18 protein-coding genes are annotated in these 19879 nt (G+C 47.8%); 8 read left to right on the top strand and 10 right to left on the bottom strand.

The annotated features are described in order from the left end of the window. Window positions 1–19 precede the first annotated feature (19 nt). The 4 genes from ACFVU8_RS01215 to ACFVU8_RS01200 all read left to right on the top strand — a co-directional run bounded on the left by ACFVU8_RS01215 (window position 20) and on the right by ACFVU8_RS01200 (window position 4489). Entirely contained in the window at window positions 20–865 is an 846-nt protein-coding gene (locus ACFVU8_RS01215) for an oxidoreductase (RefSeq protein WP_387425578.1), read from the top strand. Beyond that, window positions 858–1466: a TetR/AcrR family transcriptional regulator gene (locus ACFVU8_RS01210; RefSeq protein WP_387425577.1), complete on the top strand. Its 609-nt coding sequence runs from the start codon at window positions 858–860 to the stop codon at window positions 1464–1466. Before ACFVU8_RS01215 ends, ACFVU8_RS01210 begins: the two co-directional genes overlap by 8 nt. A 259-nt stretch (window positions 1467–1725) precedes the next feature. Continuing rightward, complete coding sequence (locus tag ACFVU8_RS01205) at window positions 1726–3357, top strand: AraC family transcriptional regulator (protein ID WP_387425576.1); 1632 nt, start codon at window positions 1726–1728, stop codon at window positions 3355–3357. A gap of 115 nt (window positions 3358–3472) precedes the next feature. Further along, window positions 3473–4489 (top strand): ABC transporter substrate-binding protein, encoded by a 1017-nt coding sequence (locus tag ACFVU8_RS01200; RefSeq protein ID WP_387425575.1) that lies wholly within the window; start codon window positions 3473–3475, stop codon window positions 4487–4489. Between the two features lie 245 nt (window positions 4490–4734). Here ACFVU8_RS01200 and ACFVU8_RS01195 read toward each other — a convergent pair whose 3' ends face one another. Beyond that, a complete protein-coding gene (locus ACFVU8_RS01195) occupies window positions 4735–5532 on the bottom strand; it encodes an ABC transporter permease (RefSeq protein ID WP_387425574.1) in 798 nt (265 codons plus the stop codon). A 4-nt stretch (window positions 5533–5536) separates the two neighbouring features. Continuing rightward, window positions 5537–6448 carry an ABC transporter ATP-binding protein gene (locus ACFVU8_RS01190; RefSeq protein ID WP_387425573.1) on the bottom strand — a complete coding sequence of 304 codons (912 nt, stop codon included), beginning with the start codon at window positions 6446–6448 and terminating at the stop codon, window positions 5537–5539. Window positions 6449–6618: 170 nt separating this feature from the next. Between ACFVU8_RS01190 and ACFVU8_RS01185 the strand changes: the two genes are divergently transcribed. From ACFVU8_RS01185 to ACFVU8_RS01175, 3 genes are all read left to right on the top strand, one after another. Next, a complete protein-coding gene (locus ACFVU8_RS01185; RefSeq protein ID WP_387425572.1) occupies window positions 6619–7356 on the top strand; it encodes a LytR/AlgR family response regulator transcription factor in 738 nt (245 codons plus the stop codon). Continuing rightward, window positions 7349–8668, top strand: coding sequence for a GHKL domain-containing protein (locus ACFVU8_RS01180; RefSeq protein WP_387425571.1), 1320 nt, complete (start codon window positions 7349–7351; stop codon window positions 8666–8668). Before ACFVU8_RS01185 ends, ACFVU8_RS01180 begins: the two co-directional genes overlap by 8 nt. Before the next feature lie 62 nt (window positions 8669–8730). Beyond that, entirely contained in the window at window positions 8731–9267 is a 537-nt protein-coding gene (locus tag ACFVU8_RS01175) for a CDP-alcohol phosphatidyltransferase family protein (protein ID WP_387425570.1), read from the top strand. 81 nt (window positions 9268–9348) lie between these two features. Here ACFVU8_RS01175 and ACFVU8_RS01170 read toward each other — a convergent pair whose 3' ends face one another. The 5 genes from ACFVU8_RS01170 to ACFVU8_RS01150 all read right to left on the bottom strand — a co-directional run bounded on the left by ACFVU8_RS01170 (window position 9349) and on the right by ACFVU8_RS01150 (window position 15080). Beyond that, window positions 9349–10113 carry an ABC transporter ATP-binding protein gene (locus tag ACFVU8_RS01170; RefSeq protein WP_387425569.1) on the bottom strand — a complete coding sequence of 255 codons (765 nt, stop codon included), beginning with the start codon at window positions 10111–10113 and terminating at the stop codon, window positions 9349–9351. Window positions 10114–10177: 64 nt separating this feature from the next. Further along, window positions 10178–12517 (bottom strand): ABC transporter permease, encoded by a 2340-nt coding sequence (locus ACFVU8_RS01165; RefSeq protein ID WP_387425568.1) that lies wholly within the window; start codon window positions 12515–12517, stop codon window positions 10178–10180. 36 nt (window positions 12518–12553) lie between these two features. Continuing rightward, window positions 12554–13837 carry an MFS transporter gene (locus ACFVU8_RS01160; RefSeq protein WP_387425567.1) on the bottom strand — a complete coding sequence of 428 codons (1284 nt, stop codon included), beginning with the start codon at window positions 13835–13837 and terminating at the stop codon, window positions 12554–12556. Between the two features lie 14 nt (window positions 13838–13851). Beyond that, window positions 13852–14490, bottom strand: coding sequence for a TetR/AcrR family transcriptional regulator (locus ACFVU8_RS01155; protein ID WP_387425566.1), 639 nt, complete (start codon window positions 14488–14490; stop codon window positions 13852–13854). A 206-nt stretch (window positions 14491–14696) separates the two neighbouring features. Next, window positions 14697–15080: a RidA family protein gene (locus tag ACFVU8_RS01150; protein WP_379464536.1), complete on the bottom strand. Its 384-nt coding sequence runs from the start codon at window positions 15078–15080 to the stop codon at window positions 14697–14699. Between the two features lie 517 nt (window positions 15081–15597). On the opposite strand from ACFVU8_RS01150, the gene ACFVU8_RS01145 reads away from it, so the two are divergent. Then, window positions 15598–16866: an alkaline phosphatase gene (locus tag ACFVU8_RS01145; protein ID WP_387425565.1), complete on the top strand. Its 1269-nt coding sequence runs from the start codon at window positions 15598–15600 to the stop codon at window positions 16864–16866. 82 nt (window positions 16867–16948) lie between these two features. Here the strand turns inward: ACFVU8_RS01145 and ACFVU8_RS01140 are convergent, their stop codons facing one another. The 3 genes from ACFVU8_RS01140 to ACFVU8_RS01130 form a co-directional block, all read right to left on the bottom strand. Continuing rightward, window positions 16949–17371, bottom strand: coding sequence for an immunity 22 family protein (locus ACFVU8_RS01140; RefSeq protein ID WP_387425564.1), 423 nt, complete (start codon window positions 17369–17371; stop codon window positions 16949–16951). 189 nt (window positions 17372–17560) lie between these two features. After that, window positions 17561–18475 carry a PfkB family carbohydrate kinase gene (locus ACFVU8_RS01135; protein ID WP_387425563.1) on the bottom strand — a complete coding sequence of 305 codons (915 nt, stop codon included), beginning with the start codon at window positions 18473–18475 and terminating at the stop codon, window positions 17561–17563. After that, on the bottom strand, window positions 18468–19850 hold the full coding sequence (locus ACFVU8_RS01130) for a purine-cytosine permease family protein (protein ID WP_387425562.1): 1383 nt from the start codon (window positions 19848–19850) through the stop codon (window positions 18468–18470). Before ACFVU8_RS01130 ends, ACFVU8_RS01135 begins: the two co-directional genes overlap by 8 nt. Window positions 19851–19879: the final 29 nt, after the last annotated feature.

Raw genomic sequence — 19879 nt, 5'->3', positions numbered from 1 at the left:
ATTCATGGGAGAGGATTATATGAGCGTTTGGTTTATTACAGGAGCATCGCGCGGCCTCGGCGCAGAAATTCTGCGTGAAGCGATAGACCATGGCCATCAGGTTGTGGCTGCAGTACGAAATCCCGATGCTATCGCAGCGCTGTATGCCGATGCGGGCAACCGTCTATTGGCCGTACAAGTGGATGTGACGAACGAGGAACAAATTCAGGCGGCTGTGGAGACCACGGTTGAACGATTCGGCCGTATTGACGTACTGGTTAACAATGCGGGACGCGGGTTGCTCAGCGCTGTTGAGGAAGCCTCCGATGCTGCCGCCAGGCTGGTCTTTGACACCAACGTATTTGGTGTCCTGAATGTGAACCGCGCTGTCCTTCCGGTCATGCGGGCACAGCGTTCGGGGCATGTGTTCAACATTAGTTCCGTAGGCGGATTCGCCCAAGGCGCCGGTTGGGGGATCTATGGTGCTACCAAGTTCGCACTTGAAGGGTTCTCGGAAGCGATGCATGCCGAATTAGCTCCCGTAGGCATCAAGGTGACTATCGTCGAGCCAGGCTATTTCCGGACAGACTTTCTGGATTCATCCAGCCTCCATACAGAAAGCAACATCATCGAGGACTATAGTGAAACTTCCGGCAAAATGCGCAGCTATGCAGGCAAGATGAATCATAATCAGCCTGGTGATCCGGTCAAAGCAGCACAGGCAATATTGAAGGTTGCGGGGGAACAGGAACCTCCGCTCCGCCTTCAGCTCGGTTCAGACTGTATTTCCCGTGTAGAGGCCAAGCTTCACTATGTACAGAATGAACTGAATCAGTGGCGTGAGCTCGCACTCTCCACAGATTATGGAGATGCACAGGTTGGTTAAGGGTACAGATACCGTAGACAGCGCCGCCTTGAGCAAGCGCCGCAATCCCCGCAGCCAGCGTGCCCATGATGCTGCCTTGCTGGCAGCGTCTGAGCTTCTCGAAGAAGGCGGCCTTCCGGCGGCGACAGTCGATGCCATCAGCGAACGATCCGGTGTAAGCAAGGCCACGCTGTATAAGCATTGGCCCAACCGCACAGCTATTGCGGCAGAGGCATTCGGACAGCAGATGGCTGAAGCGATTCCTCTGCCCGACACCGGCACTGCCGTAGGCGACTTCACAGAGCAAGTCCGGCTGGTCAGCCTCTTTTATGCCAGCCACGCCGGTACGATCTTTGCCCAACTGCTTGCCGATGGCGTATTTAACCCTGAATCCGGCGCGTTCTTTCGCGAATTCTTTCTTAGCGGAAGACGGGCAGCTATCCGGGAGCTGTGGGAGCGCGCGTTGGCCCGCGGAGAAGTCAAAGCCAATATTGATGTGGAGACGGCAACCGATATCCTGTTCGGCCCGCTTATTTTCCGCCTGATGAGCGGACATGCTCCACTGAATGATGAAGAAGCAGCGAACATTGCTTTTGCCGCGCTTAATGGATTGATGAAATAACAGACCTGGAATACAAACAATCTCCGGACAACCCTGTTGCCGGAGATTGTTTGTGTTGTGGATGAATGGGCACGCACGGCGACTTTCGGGTCATGGGTGACCAGCAGAATATCTCGTTCATTCTATCTTATACTCAAGTTCCCCAAAGCTGCGCTCTAAGCCAACTGACATGAACAACGATTGTCCGCCCATCATAGATAGAGTACAATATTTAATGATAATGGTTCTCATTTATGATTTCGTGATTGAGGTGTAGGAAATGAATTTACCCGAAGAACGTTTTTTGATGATAAAAAGAGTTGTCCAGCCCTCACTGCCCTTCTCGCCTGATCAAATGGACGGAGTTGACCAGACAACCGAATATTCGCTTTTTGTTGTGCTTGAGGGCTTCGGTTCGATGACACAATCAGCACCAGATCACAGACTACTGCCGCTCAGTCCGGGATCTGTATGGCTTAGAGTGCCTATTGGGAACGAAAAATGGGTTATAGATTCACAACAGAACCTGCGCATCATCCAAGTTGACTTTCAGCTTCTTTTGCCCGAAGACGAGGGGACAGAAACTGAAGCGTTATATAAAGCCTTGCGGGGCAAGGAATCTGTGCTAAAGTCGCCCACTATAAATATGCAGGCTATTGAGTTCACAAACAATTTGTTAAAACAATGGAATCGACCAGCAGAATGTGATCTGTCCACGCTGAACCATCTGCTTAGAGAATATCTGGAGCTACTCCTGAAAAAGGCCAGGCAAGCTCGTGAAGGCTCCCCAAATGCCATCACCCGTACCATTCAATATATGGAGCATGCCTATACGGCCAACATCCGCCAGCAAGACCTATCCAGAATCGCAAACATGACAGCCTCACATTTCTCTTATGCTTTTCGCAAGCAGACCGGACTGCGGCCTATGGATTATTTATCTGACATCCGGATTCGTCATGCGAAGCAACATCTGCACTGTAATGGTTTAAATGTTAAAGAAACCGCTCAACAGGTCGGATTCACAGATGAGTATTACTTTAGCCGCCGGTTCAAACAGCGTGTAGGCATTTCACCTGCCGCCTATGTACATATCAAAAGAAGTTCAATGAAAATTATCGCACTCAGTTATACAGGGCAATTGCTTGCCCTTGGCGTGAAGCCGCTAGGAGCTCCGCGCCAGCACCTGGCGAATCGGACAGTTGACTCCTTAAAGGCAGGCATTGCGGATATCGGTGACTTTTACCGGATTGATCTTAACGCCATAGCTGCGTTCTCCCCCGACCTCATTGTGACCGCACAGGAGCTGCCGCATCTGGAAGATTATCGTCTTCGTCTGAAACGAATGGCGCCGCTTGCCATCATTCCCTGGGATAATCAGGATGTGTTCGGTCACCTCCGGCAAATCGCCGGAATACTCGACAAAGATCAGGAGGCGGAAGCCTGGATCAACCGGCACGGTGAGCATTCAGCGCTGGCCAAAGCGGAGCTTCAACCTTATATCGATTTTAGTGAGACTGTGTCGCTCCTAAGGATTGTGGACGGACACATCGGTCTTTGGGCCGGAAAAGAATTCGGTCATGTCTTGTATCAGACGCTCGGACTGAAGCCGCCGCCTGCTGTATCCCTCTTAATGGATGGGAACAAATACTTCACTCCACTATCGCTTACTCTAGATAAGATCAAATCTTATGCGGGAGATCATCTTTTTGTGTCAGTCGGTGATGACCCTGGCTCTCAGGCTTTTTACGGCAACATAACAAGTCAGTCCGAATGGCAAGAACTACGTGCTGTGCAAAATAACGCTGTCTATCAGGTCTCCGATACCATCTGGAAATTCTATGAGCCACGTGCGATCTCGGCACAGCTCCAGGATGCTGTTCAGCAATTCCGCTCCCGCCGGTCTTCCTGAATTTCAGCAGAATACCGCCCAAATCGACATCTAGTCCATTCTCAACCGGAAATGAGCCGTATATGATAATCTCTATTGAGAATGAATATCAATCATCAAAGGAGCGGTATACCCAATGAACCGAAATAAAATACTCGTCAGCTTGTGTGTATTCATATTGATTATGGCGTTGACGGCATGCGGACAGGGAAACAACACTAACACAGCAACACAGCAGTCTTCTTCTCCGGCCCCAGATAACGCTCAGGCGTCAGCCACTTCTGAAGCTACTCCATCGTCCAACAATTCAGAAGATACTACTGTAGCAGGCACGAGAACGGTCAAGGATGACCTTGGACATGAGCTGCAAATTCCCGCACATCCAAAGCATGTGCTTGCTCCATACTTGGAAGATCCGCTAACCGCGCTTGGCATTAAGCCAGTCGCACAATGGGCCAACGGCGATATCGTTCAGGAGTATCTGCAGAACGAGCTGGCCGGGTTGCCAAAGGTAGACTTCTCAGCAGGCGGCCTGGTTCCCGAACAAGCAGCTGCCCAGCAGCCGGATCTGATTATTCTGATCTTTAAGGAGTGGGCCGATAAAGGGATGTACGAGTCCTATTCCAAAATCGCACCGACCTATGTGTTCGAGAACGGCATGACCGATTGGCGAAAAACACTGCGCACACTCGGAGATTTGCTCGGTCAAACGGATAAAGCAGAACAGGAGATTAAGGCTTTTGACAGCAAGGTTGCTGATGCCAAGGAGAAAATCAAAGGAGCGATCGGGGATCAGGAGGTTGCTCTGCTGTGGCCGAGCGGCAAGAATCTCTTCCTGCTCAGCGCCCAGGACTACAGTGGTAAGCTGCTCTATGATGAACTGGGTATCAAGGAGCCTGCTCTTGCCCACGGACAAAGCTTCCAGAATATTTCGCTTGAGAAGCTGCCGGAGATCGGCAAAGGTCATATTTTCCTGATCACACAATATAACGATACGGAATCAGGACAATTGATGACTAGTGAGGTATGGAAGGGTCTTCCTGCCGTCAAGGAAGGACGGGTACATGAGATCAGTTGGAACCACTGGATGAATAATGGACTGATTGCCAACCAGTTGAATTTGGAGGATACGCTCAAGGCCCTGGTGAAATAAGTTCCTTTACGTAAAAAATGAGCAGTTGACTAACGCCGCTCTATTTCCCGTTTGCACTGGGGAAAGGAGCGGCGTTATACTTATCGTAATATTTCTATCTTTAAAATCCCCCGACAACGATGTTGCCGGAGCTTTTTTTACCCCTGGCTTGCTTCGACCCCGCTCACCCTATATCGATACCAACAAACAGCACACAAAAGACAGCTATGACGACTGCGCCCACAATCTTAAGGGTCTTGTTTGATTTACGCATGAATATCTCTTCTCCCGAATGAAAAATAGGTAATAGACATACAGATGGCGGTGATCACCAATGGAATGACAAGCACTTCAACAACACTCTTCGTCCCTGACAGGATAACACGCTCTGAATTGACAACGTAGACACCCGAGAATTTCATAATTTGGGTCGTCAGCGTATATCCCGATAACTCACGTACCAATGCAGAAGAAGCCTCTCGGCAGTAGCCGGTGATAAGAAAGTCACCGAAGATAACAAGAAAAGTAGCGACTACCGCCGAGGCTGTTCTTCTAATAAATATCCCAAACATGATGATCAGAACCGCATAAGCGGACAAGTATAGCACATTCAGCCCCAGCACACGGATAACCTGAATCGCGTCCGTTTTCAATCCGCCATTGCCGATGACACTTCCCGAGATCAAGGCAGCCGACATATAACACACATAGTAAACACCAAAAAACTGAATGACCCACACAAAGATGAAGTTTAGCGCAGAGATATATTTTCCCGTAATGTAAGCAAATCGACTCTGGCCTGAAGCAAGGACAAGCTTTATGGAACCATATTCATATCCTTCAGTCGCAAAGAAACAAACATACGTAGGAATGACAAAATAAAGAAAGAGCGATAATTGCGTTAACAGGATCAATGGCTGTGCGAGATTGATGATCTCGAAGTTATTTTTGCCGCCCACCCAGAACGCCAGCACAGCGCTTGCAATAAAGAACAGTAGAGAAATTCCGCGGAACATCGTATCCTTTTTTATAAAATAAGCTTGTGCCTTCAGAAAATTCAGCATCGATTCATCCTCCTATCAGATCCATGTAATAATGCTCAAGACTCGCAGCAGACAAGTGGATTCCCTCAATGGGTATCCCTTGCTCTATGAATACCGTCATGAGCTGCTCCAGATCCGCAGCAGACTTGGGAACCCGGATTTCGTTAGCAACCGACCGTATGAATGAATGGATATTTAGCTCATTTTCCAGCACATGTATTGCAGCGTCTGCCTCTGGAGTTTGAATACATATCTCTGTCTTTGCCGATTGCAAAAGCTCTTCAGCTAAGACCTCCTTAATGAGTCTGCCTTTATGTATAAACCCGAATTTGGTAGCGATCAGCTGCAGTTCGCTCAGAATATGACTGGAGATCAGGATCGTTACGCCTTGCTCCTTAACTAGTCTCGTTAATACGTGTCTCATCTCAACGATTCCGCCAGGATCAAGCCCATTCATTGGCTCGTCCAGCATCAGAAATTTCGGTGCGTGAAGCAACGCGACAGCCAGCCCCAGCCGCTGCTTCATTCCAAGAGAGTATTCTGAGGTGTTCTTCTTACGATTGTCAGTCAATCCGACCAGACCCAACACCTCTTCAACTCTATGAGCATCCGATATTCCATGAATCCTGCTATAGAAGCTCAAGTTCTCTTCACCATTCATATGTGGATAAAGAGCCGGGTGCTCAATCAGAACGCCTATTTGTTTTCGGGCCTGCGCCAGCTCCCTCCTTTTGCTTCGCCCCATCAGCGTAATAGACCCCTGAGTCGGATGGATTAATCCGCTGATCACTTTCATTAGAGTAGTTTTACCGGCCCCATTCTCACCAACAAAACCATAAATATCACCCTCTGCAATTACCATGTTGATATTCTCGAGTGCCGCTGGATTCCCATAATGCTTGGTTAATCCTTCCGCTTGAAAGATAGTAGTATTCATTCCATCGCTCCTCTGAGGTTTGGTCTGCTGCGCATGGATATGAATCTACCATGTTTAGTGTGCTATCCAACGGCAGACGTAATAAACAGGAGAGTTATTGTAACTTCTGCCGTTGCCTGATCTCCTAAATAATGTATGATTAACGTATATAGCCAAAGGGGAAGAGTTACATGATACATATCGCCATCTGTGATGATGACAAACCAACAACGGAACAGCTGGAGGACATGATCCTTAATAGCTCCATATCTCGAACCGAAAAGCTCGATGTCTCCATCTTCTATTCAGGTGAAAGCTTCACGAAAGCCATTCAACACAGCTGTCACTTTGATCTTGTATTTATGGATATCGAAATGGAAGGGATTAGCGGAGTTACTGCGGGGCATATTTTGCGGGCAGATTATGATAACGACAGGGTGCAGCTTGTTTATGTGTCCAGCCACGAAGAGTATCATGTGCAGCTGTTTGATGTACAGCCCTCAGGCTTTCTCAAGAAGCCCTTGCACCAAGCGTCCTTCGAACAGAAGCTGATCTCCTTAATTCAGAACATCAAGCGCAAACGCCAGCGAAGTAAGCCAAGATTGCTGCCTATTAACCAAAAAGGGATTGAAACGCTCGTTCCGATCCGTAATATCATGTATCTGGCAAGTGATCGCCGCAAAGTTATTCTGCGAACCACCGACGAACAATTGGAATACTACAGTACATTATCCGTAGAAGAAAGTAAGCTTCCCTCCGAGCAGTTCGTTCGCATACACCAGTCGTATCTTGTGAATTTCTTTTATGTAAAGCAAATCCTGGCTAGAAGAATGATCTTAACCAGCGGAGAAGAATTACCCATTAGCGAAAAACAAGCTGCCGCAGTGAAAAAGAGCTATTTGAAGTTCAGGGGGAGTCTGATTGAATAGTATCGTTCTGGATGAGTTTTTTTATGAAATTACGCTGATCGCTCTCCCGTTTATTATTCATTATTTTTACAGCCACTACTTCACCTGCCGCGTGGAATCCAAACTGTACCTCGCTGCGATTTACACAATCTATTATATTTTCGTAACTCTGCTGCACTTCAGTTCATTACCCGGCATCTGGATGCTTGCACTCAATGCAGGCTCTATTATACTTCTGTCCTTTCTCTACCATGGTCAGGCAAAATGGCGCATCGGCGCCGGTTTATTCATCGTCTCCCTCATTCTACTTACGGATGTTGCCATAGGTGTCATTCAGAATTCGGGTGGTTATATCCTCTCGCTGTTTCTGTCGAAAATGATGATGTTTTTATTGGTCCGGATGACGCTTCACTTTACTAGAGCTTTTGGCAAGGGCGATCTAAGTCCCTGGTATTGGGTCGGACTATTCTGTTTCCCATTCATTGGTATCCTTGGAATTACGGGATTGACGAGTAACCTGACCTACCACGGCTCCCCTGTCTTGTACTCGATTTTTTCCAGTGGCATGCTGGCCATTCAGTTCTTGATGATCCTTTTATGCGATAGGGTGCTCACCATTCAATCGGCGCAACACAAAAACTCGCTACTGGAACAACAAAATATTTATTATATCAATCAGTATCTGCTTACAAAAGAACGACAGGAAGAAGTCTTTGCCTTTCAACATGACTTCAAAAATATTTTACTGGGCCTACGGTCGCAGCTGCAATCCGGGGAGAAAAGAGCAGGACTCAGCGAGGTAGAAAAGCTTCTGGAGCGCATAGAAGATACACCCGGATGCTGCAACACCGGGACCATCCTGATCGACTCCATTGTCAATTACAAACAGCAAGTAGCCGAGAAGCTGGGCATTGCTTTTGAACCCGACATCCGCATTCCGCCCCATCTGGATTTGGAGACCAACACGCTCAGCATTATTTTGGGAAATACGCTCGACAATGCCATTGAAGCCGCCAAGCAGCAAGGTGTGACGAAGCCCTATATCAAATTCCAGCTGCACTATTTGAATGAGACATTGTTCATTAGAATTCAAAATCCATATCAACATCAAATACGCCAAAATCAATTCGGAGAACTGACAACCACTAAAAAGGATAAGCAACTCCATGGGCTGGGCTTGAAAAGTGTTAAAAAGATGGTGGATGAAAGCGGCGGGATATGGAATATCTCCTATGAGAATGAGATTTTCCAGGTGGAGATTTGTCTATTTAACGTTGGAATTTCATCTGCTTCACAGGATCATTACGAAGACAACCGTGTGACCATGAAATAGAATAATTCGAACGGTCCCGGTTGGTTACTTAACCATATTCTCCAAAAAGGAGGTTAAGCGGCATGAAGCATACTGCTAATCTCATTTCACTAAGTCGGATAGTTCTCACGCTGTGCATGTTGTTCTCCTTCAGCCACGTATGGCTCTTCACGTTGTTGTATCTGCTTTGCGGGCTGAGTGATGTGCTTGATGGATATATCGCACGCCAAACAGGCACCCAAAGTGAATTTGGAGCCCGTTTAGATACGGCAGCGGATTTGCTGTTTTATACATTGATCATCGTATTTACCGCAATCCGGCTTGGTCAGGGCACGCTGGTCTTTTTGCCATGGATTATTATCATCGCCCTGATTCGTATAGCAAACGCCATCATCGCAGCTTACAAATATCATTCATGGGTTATGTTGCATACGTGGGGAAACAAGCTGACTGGGGGGCTTCTTTTTCTAGCACCGCCACTCTACCTCATCCTGCAGAATCCAATGGTATTCTGGCCGGTATGTATAGCCGGGGTTCTATCCTCTGTGGAAGAAGGCGCGATTCATCTCACCTCTGCACAGCTCAATATTGACAGGCAGAGTATTTTCAAAGCGGAATAAAGCCCGGTCGCTACAGTCCAAAGCCCCCTCCATTCCACCTACCTTACCGCCCCTCCACGATCTTCTGCAATAATCAAATGTTCAAAAGCCCATGTTCATCAGCCAGGCAGTCAACTTCTCTTCCCGCGCCTTAAGGTCATTGTTCCTCTTCTCGTACCTGCCAAGCCGGTGTTCTGCAGCAATGCTGCCATCGAGCATGTACAGCACTCGTTCTGCCTCGGCAGCAACCTTGGTATCATGCGTGACCAGTAGAATCGTTGTTCCTGTCCGGTGGATCTCGGCGATAATCTCCATAATCTCTGCGGCTGCCTTGGAGTTCAGCGCACCTGTTGGCTCATCGCCGAAGAGGATATCCGGCTCGTTGATCAGGGCCCGGCAGATGGCTGCCCGCTGCATCTGACCTCCTGATACCTGCGTGATATCGCGTTCTGCCAGTGCGGCAATGCCGGTTCTTTTCATTAAATCAGCGGCTTTTTTATTGATACTTGCACGTCTATTTTTGTTCGCCCGGTAAGCAGGCAGGATGATATTATCACGGATATTCAGGTTTTTTAACAGATGCATCTGCTGAAAAATAAATCCCATCTCGTGCAGCCGGAGTTCCGCCAGCTCCTCCTTGGCAAGGCCGCTGATCTCCCGCCCCTTAAAAACCACCCGTCCCGCACTGATTCCATCCATACCGCTGATCGTATACAGTAACGTGGATTTGCCAGACCCGGAAGGCCCCATAACCGCCACGAATTCCCCCTGCGCTATCTGAAGCTGTATCTCTCGCAACACCAATTGCTTGGCACCTTGTCCTGAGGAATACGCTTTAGATAATCCGCTGGCTTCTAATATGTACATCTCGCCATCCCCTTTCATTCTGTAAGGCCGCTATCCTCTGATCCTGTACATCCCGCTATTCCTCTCATTCACTCATCTGTACCGCAATACTGGATTTTTTGATGGACATTGTGCTCACGAGTGTTGTCACTCCGACAACCAGAACAAAGACTAGCGGAAGCCACCCATACACTGTCATAGGTTGAATCACAAACTGAATCTTTGAAGCCCCCATCATCGATCCAATCACCCGAACCACACCTTGTCCAAGGGTCCCTGCCGCAATAGTTCCCAAAGTAATACCCAGTCCTGCTATCAGCAGCATACGCACCAGATACTGATGACGAATGTCCCCGAGTGAGAACCCAATACTTCGCAGAATGGAGATTTGCGAGGCATCTTTTGCCAACAGCATTTTTAGAAACAGTGAGGTAATCAGCACGGCAATGGCTAAGGAAACGGCAATAATCAGGATAGTTACGAGCTGAAGTTGTGCAATCATACTCCCTAGGGTCTGGGACAGATAGCTGTCCAGATGCGTGATTTTAGCAGGGTAAAAGAGTTTGGCATATTGATCCACCTTCGCGCTCACCCCAACACCCGGCTTGACATCTATAGCCACTACATACCACATAGCAGTCTTAGGATCGTAGGGCAGTCGCGCTTTTGCCGTTCGGCCACCGTTCGTGATATCCTGATAGATTCCGCTGACGGTCATTTTTACTTGGGTTCCACTCACGACCAATAGCAGTTCTTCCCCTAACCCTTTGTCCAGGTCTCTGGCGTTCAGATCCGAAAGCGCAATTTCATTACGCTTTTCGGGAGCCATACCTTCAATGTAAGACAATGGGAAGATGGAGAAATCCCCACTCTCAACATTTAAGCTCTCCCATACCCCATCACTACCCAGCACCTTAAAACGTGAGGTCACCAGTGGAGAAAACTTCTCGATGTCTTGATCCTTTTCAAGTGTTCTTAGCATAGATTCAAACTTGCGCTCGGTAGGTCCCGATTGCTGCAGGTCGATCCGAATATCGCTCTGCCCAATACCCATATAGGTAATGAACTGCGGGGACTGAAGTGTATGCAGCAGATTCACTGGCACAATGATGATGAACGTACAGATCATAAGAATAGAGAGCAATAATCCGTACATTTTGAAGCGTCCCACCACATCCTTGATCCCGAGAAAAATATTCACGTTCATCCATTTGCGCCAGCTAAGCGGAAACATAGTAGTGTTAAGCTTAGCCGCCCCGGCAGTGCCGGACCGTAATGCCTGGGCCGCTGTGATAACGTTCAGTCTTCTCAGCATTAGCTTGCAGAAGAATACAACTGCGGCAAATACAAGTCCCACTGCCAGAACAGGAACAAGATGCTGCAGCAAGCTTGATGAAGCTGTTCCCAAATACAGGCTAATGTTGGCTGTAAAAATCCTCATCACAGCTAAAGAGGCCAAGTATCCCAGCAGCGAAGACGATGCTGCCATGACGACGTATTTTGCCATATAAATAGCTCTGATCTCAGACTGTGGAATCCCGATGGCCTTCATGACTCCAAGCTCCCTGTAATCCTCCTCTAACGCGGCAATCATCGTGAACCTAAGGCATAACAGGGCAATAATCATTAGCAGAATACTGGCTAGAATAATAACAAGTGCAATTGCACCATCGGTCAAGGCATTCAGCATCTTGAATAATGCATAGTCGACCGTCGGACCTTTAGCAGGTAGTCCTGAAGCCTCATAAGCCCTCTGAAATTCACTGAGCTTGCTCTGGTCGGTGAGTTGGAACTCGATCAAATATTCAGAATCCTTGAAGAATCTCTTAAGAACTGTATAGTCTCTATCGCTCACTACAAAACGCTTGGAGCTAACAAGGGCCGGATTCATCTGTACATCACGAACGAAATCAACGATGGTGAACGTAGACTCCCTGGTCCCAGCAGTTATGGTGACGGGATCTCCAATACTCAAATGGTTCTGCTGTCTGTAGTAGATGGGAACAGCGATTTCGCCCTCTGACAGCTGAATCACCTCATTCTCCAAATTGAGCAAGAAATCAAACGATAGATTCTGTCTCACAAAGCCAATATCCATCACACTATTGAGTTCTGTCTTGGATTGATTGCCTAGCGTGATATTCGAGCCGTCTATACGCAACATCTCTACCGTCTGCTGTTTCTTCACTATGGGATTGGCCGATACGAATCTTTGGATCACTGTGTGATTGATTGGACCTTGGTGCATCTGAACAAAGTGGGGAGCGTTCGATTTAAGCAGCAAATTGTTCAAAGACCCCGATAACTCCATGATGATATGGGACGCACTGGCCACAAGTAAGGCCGATAGCATAATGAACAGGAAGAGTCCGATTGTCACAATTTTATTACGCTGAAAATCTTTTATCGCAATCTTCAACAGCATGTCTCCATATCCCCTCCTCTCTTTGAATAAAATCAGCTATGGCTTCTCCAGTGAAGTGATAGATTTAATACTGGGAATCAAGAAGGCAAGGACAACAATCAGCAAGCCGCACACGATAAATAACAGACCGATCCCCCGTCCTTCCCCAATACCTATCACTCTCCCGACCGTAGTAACCAGGAATCCCCCTTCCCATAACATCGGGTTGAAGATACGATCCGCCAGCACTCCGGCCAGCGCGTAAGCTGCCACATAACCTAGCTGTGACAAGATGCCAATAATCCCCCAGGCCCGGCCCTGAGCTTCATTCGGAATATTCGAGCGGATCATTACATCAGCACTTGTATTAATGAAGGGAATAGCTGCGAAGAAGAGAAAGGCCGCTCCAGCGATAAAATAAATGTTCGTCGTCAAACCCACCGCAGCGTAGAACCACCCGGCTACCCCCAGCCCGATCCCCAGCAGCTGGATATAGTTGCTCTTCATACTGAAGATCCCGATGATCAGACTTCCGACCAGCATTCCGATGGCACTTACAGACATTACCGTACCAAGTGTTCCTGAATCTGTGAGAGGTAAAAGCATGGGAGTAAATAAAGTCTGGAGAAAACCAATGTAGAAGGTTACCATCGACAGAATAAAGGTCAGAGAGAGCACGCCCTTGGTGGAAGTCAAGACACTCCATCCCTCCTTCAGTTCCTTGACAAAAGACGATGGTTCCTTGACATGGAGGGTTGTCCCGAGGGTTCTTTTCACAGCCAGTATCGTCAGAAACGTCACTAGAAACGTGAAGATGTCGATCAACAGCACGACCTTGATATCAAACAGAGACAGTAGAATTCCGGCGATCACCGGGGAAAGAAGATACTTGGAGGATGCCGCAAGCTGGACCAGACCACTGGCCTTGGCAAATTGCTCTTCGGTCAAAAGGTCCGTGATCGTCGCTTTGTAAGCGGGATCAAGCAGAGAAACAAAGATTGAACTAAAGGCTACACCCACACAGATCTGCCATAGCGGCGGATCACCCACCAGCATCGCCACTAGAATAAAGACAAGGCCAACAGCAGAGAACAGATCGCCCAGCAACATGAGCAGTCTGCGGTCAAATCGGTCTGCGAGCACCCCGCCGATCGGTCCAAGCAAGATAGACGGGAGAAAAGCACAAAGCGTCACCAACGCTACACTGGTGGCTGTACCAGTCATTTGATAGACATAAACACCGAGTGCAAAGGCAGTCAGACCGCTGCCAATACTGGAAATCCACTCCCCCGTCCACAGGATCAGAAAGGGTCTAAACGACTTATGGCTTGCTCTCCCCATACTTTCTCATCTCCTCATCCTTTGGGCCGTTGTGCAAACATCTGCGCTACATAAGAGAAGCTGCCTTTATCCGCCCCCAGCATCGTCTCCATGATATAGATGAACGCTCCAATCTTCTGCGCGATCTCCTCCGGCTGCCAGCGGAAGATCCCTTCATCGAACAGAAACTCCGAGGTGGTCAATAGGAACTCTACCGATTCCTTGGGATACGGTGTATGGAACAGATTTTCCCGTATTCCTTGCTCTATGACCTCTGTTAACACAGGTGTCAGGTGAAGAATGGTCTGGGCCAGGCTTTTCTGGTGAATCTGGGCATTGTCCGGCTGGTGAAACTGCTCAATCATTTGTTCCTTTCGGTCATCTTCTGGCTTCTGGGCCATAATAATGGACAACAGCTTCTCATGGACAGTCAGATCGGGATTGCCTGCAATCTGCTTGGCTGATGTCACCCCTGCCTCGATGAAACGCATAACCACCGCATCCATAACCTCTTCCTTGGATTTAAAATAATAATAAAAGGTGCCTTTGGCGATCCCGATTTCCTGCAATATATCGTTCACTGTCGTTCCGGCATATCCTTTGGTATAAAAAAGCTTCTCCGCCGTATCCAGAATTTCATTTCTACGTTCTTCAGGTTCTTTCGTAATTCTCATTGGATGATACCTCCATTCACTTGATCGACCGACCGTCGGTCTATAATAGATTACACCTTGATCCAAATAATGTCAACCGTTAGCAAAGAGGGACTACTATCATACTATTTAAAAAAACAGGGGCTTATCCCTCCGTAGAAAAATCTACTTCCGGAATAGCCCCTATGTTTAATATCATCGTTTTTTTCAAATCCCTTGGCCCGATTCTAATCAATGATGGCTTCCGCTTCTATTTCGATCAGGAGACGCGGGTCTATTAACGCCTTTACCTCCAGCATGCTTGCTACCGGCTGAATCTCTTTAAAGAATTCACCGTGCGCTTTCCCGATTTCTTCCCATCTGGAGATGTCCGTAACAAACATTCGGGTTCGTACTACATGCGTTAGGTCAGCTCCCAACTCGTTCAAAGCCTTTTCAATGGTTTCCAAAATAAACTTCGTTTGTGCATAAGGATCTCCTAGGCCGATAACTTCCCCATCTTGCATCGCTGTTGTGCCTGCGACCTCAATCATGTTACCCACACGAATGGCGCGGCAATATCCTACGACCGGTTCCCAAGGGGAACCTGTAAACACCTGTTGTCTGCTCACGTTGTTCTTCCCTTCCTGCAAAAAAAGATAATAGTTTCTTTTATTATACTGAACGTACACTTGTAGTTGAAGAATTTTTCTCATCATTCGATTTCTGAACATGTGCCTATATAAGTAGCATCGAAGCCTAATTAACGGCATTTTTGTATCTTAAATCTTTTGCAACTAAGGGTTAGTGGAGATTAAGTGCAATATTGTACCTTAAATCTTCCAAAATACCCCACTAAGTGTGTTTTTTCGAAAAATAAGATACAACAATGTCCTTATTTACCTCATTTTCTTATTTTAAAGAAAAATAAGGTACAAAAATGCCGTTAGTTGAGGAGGTGTCCCTTCTTCTTTCACTATTAAGTCGACTGGTGAAGAAATATACCGCTATTGTTGAAATCTATCAACAGTCGATGTTCCGGTGCTAGCTTTCCTATGGAAGTTAATATTATTTACATATTCCGAAAACACTCTCATAATCTAAGTTCTTTATGATTTGTTTGGTAGTACAAACATTAGGAGGGAACATATGAAATCACCGAAAAAGTACGGAATCAAGACTGCCGTTGTAGCCACCGCGGCAACTGCCCTGTTCGCTTCAAGCGTAATAACTGCACAAGTCACCAATCGTGCGGACGCCGCTCCTTCCAAGACTAAAAATGTTATTCTGTTTGTCGGTGACGGAATGGGGACAGCACAACGAAATGCCATCCGGTTAGCCACTGTTGGTGAAAAAGGCAACCTTGCTATGGATTCCATGCCCTACGCGGGTCTGATCCATACAAGCTCCACCGTTCCAGTTACGGATTCGGCGGCGTCTGCCACAGCTTATGCCAGTGGTGTGAAGACTTACAACGGTGCCATCGGCATGGATGCCAACAAGAAATCGGTACCTACTATTATGGAATATGCCAAAGAAGCTGGTAAATCCACTGGCGTGGTTACGACCAGTCAGATTACGGATGCCACCGGAGCTGCTTTTGGAGCGCACGTAGAAGACCGTTCTAAGCAAAGCGACATCGCACTGCAACTACTGACGAAGAGTAAAGTCGATGTGCTGCTTGGTGGAGGCGAGGATTTCTGGTATCCAGCGGGCAACCCGGGTAAATTCCAGGATGAGCCTGCGGAAGATCCTTCCGAGAAGAGCAAAGGCACGCAAGGAAATCTCGTAGAAAAAGCCAAGCAACTAGGCTATAACTACGTATCTTCCAAAACAGAACTGCAAAATGCAAAGAACGGCAAGCTGCTCGGACTGTTCGCTAATGAAGAAATGTTCCAGCAAAAGCCTGAAGGTGAAGGCGATATCTATAACCCTGTCGTCTCGCTTAAAGAAATGACCACGAAAGCCATCGACACCCTTTCTAAAAATAAAAATGGCTTCTTCCTGATGGTTGAAGAAGAGGGTACCGACGAATTCGCACACCAAAACAATGCCAAAATGACGATTAAATCCGGTCAAGAGCTGGATAAAGCGGTTCAAGTCGCCAAAGACTTTGCCAAGAAGAACCCGGATACGCTGGTTCTCGTACTAGCTGACCATGAAACCGGCGGCTTCTCGATTGAAGAAGTGAACGACGGCGACGAGTCCGGCGATGGCATCTCCAAGGAAGACGGACCATTCGCTATTGCCAATTCCAAAGCAAACTTTGTGGTAGACTGGACAACCTCTGGACACACAGCGGTAGATATCCCTATCACAGCTATGGGCAGAAATGCGAATCTCTTCACAGGCATCTACGAGAATACTGAAGTATTCCACAAGCTGATGGATTCTATGGGACTTAAAGCAAAGAAATAATCTTGTGAAACGTTGTTCACAGGATTAACGTAACAGGCTTCCCGTCGGGTAACAAGACCCGCGGCAAGCCTGTTTTTCATTGCTACCTCCCAAGTGACTCATACTCCACACGGGCTATGAGAATCATCGGAAACGATGCCGCAATAGTATTCGAAGAGACGTTGTCCAGCAGCATCTCATTCACTGGACCATAGGGAGAATCATTGCCGTAAACCATCACCACCGAATTGTAAGGGGCGAGGCGGGCTTCCAGGTCAGCTGGCAATTGTTCCGCGAACTCACTATCCTCTATGTACTCATGCCGCAAGTAGGTCATCAAACTCCGCCGCTCTTCCCCGTTTCTCACAAAATGCCGTTCCATAAAATCCTGATCCAAACCCTCTATTCCTGCTTCGTCTATAAAATTACCCCCGGTCACCCCATCACCAGAGGAACCCTCTGTATAGGCCATAAGTTCTTCTTCAGAATTGAAATTCCCCGCCCAGATCGCTACCGCATTTCTCATCTTCGCTCTCCTTTGCCCAGTTATATGCGAATGATAAACAAGCCTTGTACTTAAAGTTTACCCAATTGTACACGGAAAAGTAACGCTATATACGTAAAAATCCGGCTGGATCAGCGATAGGCTCCAGCCGGATTTTTCAAAGATGTTTTTCCGCATCGCATGCGGCTCCCGGCGCGCGGTGTTCAGCCTTTACAATTGCAGCCGCCCGCCCTGCTGCTGGACTACTTTACCGGCTATAACATTCCCCAGCTCACAGGCCTGCTGTAGAGAATAGCCTCTGGCAAGTCCCGTGATAAAAGCACCGGTATGCGAATCGCCTGCACCGATCGTATCCACAACCTTCACCGGCTCCGTCTCGGCGATCCCCTCTTCGTCACGTGAACAGTACAGGGTGCCTTCTCCACCCAAGGTGACTACGACCGCCTCACCAGTCCGTTGGGTCAGCTTGGCTGCTGCTTCCTTAACATCATTCTCCTGCATGATGGCCTGGATCTCGTTCTTATTAGCATGCACAATCGTACCCATGCTAAAGATTCTTTCCAGAATCGATGGCTCCAGGAATTCACCGCGCGGACCTGGATCGAAGACAATTTTCCCGGTTGACTTGCGCTGGCTCAGAGCATCCAAAATAGTAGGGCCTGATGGTCCTTCCAATTCGTAACCGCTAACGTAGATATAGTCATAGCTAGCGAGATCAATTGTCTCGAACCAGTGTGCAGCCCATCGTGTTTCGATTCCAGGAATAGTGATGAAAGTCCGCTCACCATCATGCTCTACGATGGAAAGGTTCCAACCGTTATCTCCGGACAAGTCCTCCAGGAGCACGGGTACGCCGTCCTTTTGCAGCTGGGCCTTGACGATATCGCCATAGCTTCCTTGTCCCACCGGGGCGAACAGACTGTAATTCACATGTAGCTGGTTCAGGATATTGGACACATTGTAGGCGCAGCCACCCACAATAGTTTCTTTATGCTCGGCCATGACATCCTCAGCCGTTCTTGGCAGTCTGTCAAGCTGGATGATCACATCCACTACAGCTGCACCGATCACGAGGATTCTGCGGCTTTTATCGGATTTTACACGATCCAGAATATTTTCACTCATGGGATACTCCTCCTTGCATGGACTTTCTATTCGCCTGACTCAAGATGATGGTTGTCACAGCACTTGCCGCAAAGGCCAGCAGCACCCCTAGGCTGCTATCCTTAAAAATTCCTGTGGCAAACGGGCCGCTGAAGAACGGCGAGTTAGTGAACAGAAAACCTGTAACTACACCGATAATCCAGCTGATTACGCCATTATAATTAAATGCCCTGCCTGTAGCATTGTCCATCAATCCTGCGTCATAGCCAGTCTTGCTTCTCAACAGCACATAGTCGAACATAAAGGTCGCCGCCCAGGCTGCCAGGCCAATGCCGAGAATACCGAGGAACAGCTGGAAGTTCATCAGGAAATCCTCTGAAATAAACAGGACGTAGACCGGAATAAGGATCATAATTAGCGCGTGAATCGCGATAGCGGTTTTATCGCTAACCTTGATGTTCAGCGTCTCCATGTTGACACGAGCCGATTTCAAGCTGATGATACATTGCGGAATCAGGCCGCCAAGCGCTGTAATGAAGTAGACGACTGTCATCCATTTCGGAAGCGCATTTCCAATGGCCTGGATTGGGTTGGAAGCGGATACCAGATCCGGCACAGAAGTACTGAGCAGAATCCCCACGCCCATGATGAAGAACAGTGGTATAAAGGCGCCGATAGTCACACCTGCGAATACCTTTTTGCCGGAATTGGCCGGGTTCTGATAAGCGCTGTAGTCAGCGGAAGCAATGGACCAACTGATTCCCGTTCCTGCAATGATGATGGAGAGCGCCGGCAGAAAACCATTCAGCCAGTTACCGTTGCTCATCTTGAACAACGCTGTCCAGTCTGTCTGGGGAATGAGAATAACCAGGATCAGGAAGGTTAATGCCCCGAACACATAGGTGAAGAAGGTCTGTACTTTGACCAGGACATTTTGCCCAAAGAGATTCGATGTTAGAATCAGCACCACGAACAACGCCAGACTTATCACCGTCAATACTGCTGATTGACCGATACCAAACAGCCCGAACAGTGACATTAGGGTAAGCGTTCCCGTAATCACGTTCACTGCTAACCAGCCTATTAGACTAAGCCAACCGAGCAGATTCGGAATATAGTTTCCCTTGACGCCAAAGACTGCTCTAGACAGCACGAAGGTGGTTCCGCCTGACTTGAGACCTGACAGACTTAGATAACCCACAAGAGCAAACGACAATGCACCTGCGGCTGCCGCCAGTACGGACTGGATAAAGCTCAGATGATAACTCACAATAAGTGCGCCATAAACTACACCCAGAATTCCAATATTGCCAGCAAACCAGATGAAAAAAAGTTCCTTGGGACTTCCGGTTCTTTCATCAGACGGGATAAACAGTTCAGACTTCGAATTGGACATGTTCTTCTTCCCCCTATAATGAATCAGAA

It is taken from the genome of Paenibacillus sp. NPDC058177, from assembly GCF_042883835.1.
GTDB lineage: Bacteria > Bacillota > Bacilli > Paenibacillales > Paenibacillaceae > Paenibacillus_AQ > Paenibacillus_AQ agri.
The sequence above is the reverse complement of the archived record's forward strand: the minus strand, read 5'-3'. Positions and strand labels throughout refer to the sequence as shown.

Coding starts and splice junctions, on each gene's coding strand:
- ACFVU8_RS01215 (WP_387425578.1), top strand. CDS start 20: ATGAGCGTTTGGTTTATTACAGGAGCATCGCGCGGCCTCGGCGCAGAA.
- ACFVU8_RS01205 (WP_387425576.1), top strand. CDS start 1,726: ATGAATTTACCCGAAGAACGTTTTTTGATGATAAAAAGAGTTGTCCAG.
- ACFVU8_RS01200 (WP_387425575.1), top strand. CDS start 3,473: ATGAACCGAAATAAAATACTCGTCAGCTTGTGTGTATTCATATTGATT.
- ACFVU8_RS01195 (WP_387425574.1), bottom strand. CDS start 5,532: ATGCTGAATTTTCTGAAGGCACAAGCTTATTTTATAAAAAAGGATACG.
- ACFVU8_RS01190 (WP_387425573.1), bottom strand. CDS start 6,448: ATGAATACTACTATCTTTCAAGCGGAAGGATTAACCAAGCATTATGGG.
- ACFVU8_RS01185 (WP_387425572.1), top strand. CDS start 6,619: ATGATACATATCGCCATCTGTGATGATGACAAACCAACAACGGAACAG.
- ACFVU8_RS01175 (WP_387425570.1), top strand. CDS start 8,731: ATGAAGCATACTGCTAATCTCATTTCACTAAGTCGGATAGTTCTCACG.
- ACFVU8_RS01170 (WP_387425569.1), bottom strand. CDS start 10,113: ATGTACATATTAGAAGCCAGCGGATTATCTAAAGCGTATTCCTCAGGA.
- ACFVU8_RS01165 (WP_387425568.1), bottom strand. CDS start 12,517: ATGCTGTTGAAGATTGCGATAAAAGATTTTCAGCGTAATAAAATTGTG.
- ACFVU8_RS01160 (WP_387425567.1), bottom strand. CDS start 13,837: ATGGGGAGAGCAAGCCATAAGTCGTTTAGACCCTTTCTGATCCTGTGG.
- ACFVU8_RS01155 (WP_387425566.1), bottom strand. CDS start 14,490: ATGAGAATTACGAAAGAACCTGAAGAACGTAGAAATGAAATTCTGGAT.
- ACFVU8_RS01145 (WP_387425565.1), top strand. CDS start 15,598: ATGAAATCACCGAAAAAGTACGGAATCAAGACTGCCGTTGTAGCCACC.
- ACFVU8_RS01140 (WP_387425564.1), bottom strand. CDS start 17,371: ATGAGAAATGCGGTAGCGATCTGGGCGGGGAATTTCAATTCTGAAGAA.
- ACFVU8_RS01135 (WP_387425563.1), bottom strand. CDS start 18,475: ATGAGTGAAAATATTCTGGATCGTGTAAAATCCGATAAAAGCCGCAGA.
- ACFVU8_RS01130 (WP_387425562.1), bottom strand. CDS start 19,850: ATGTCCAATTCGAAGTCTGAACTGTTTATCCCGTCTGATGAAAGAACC.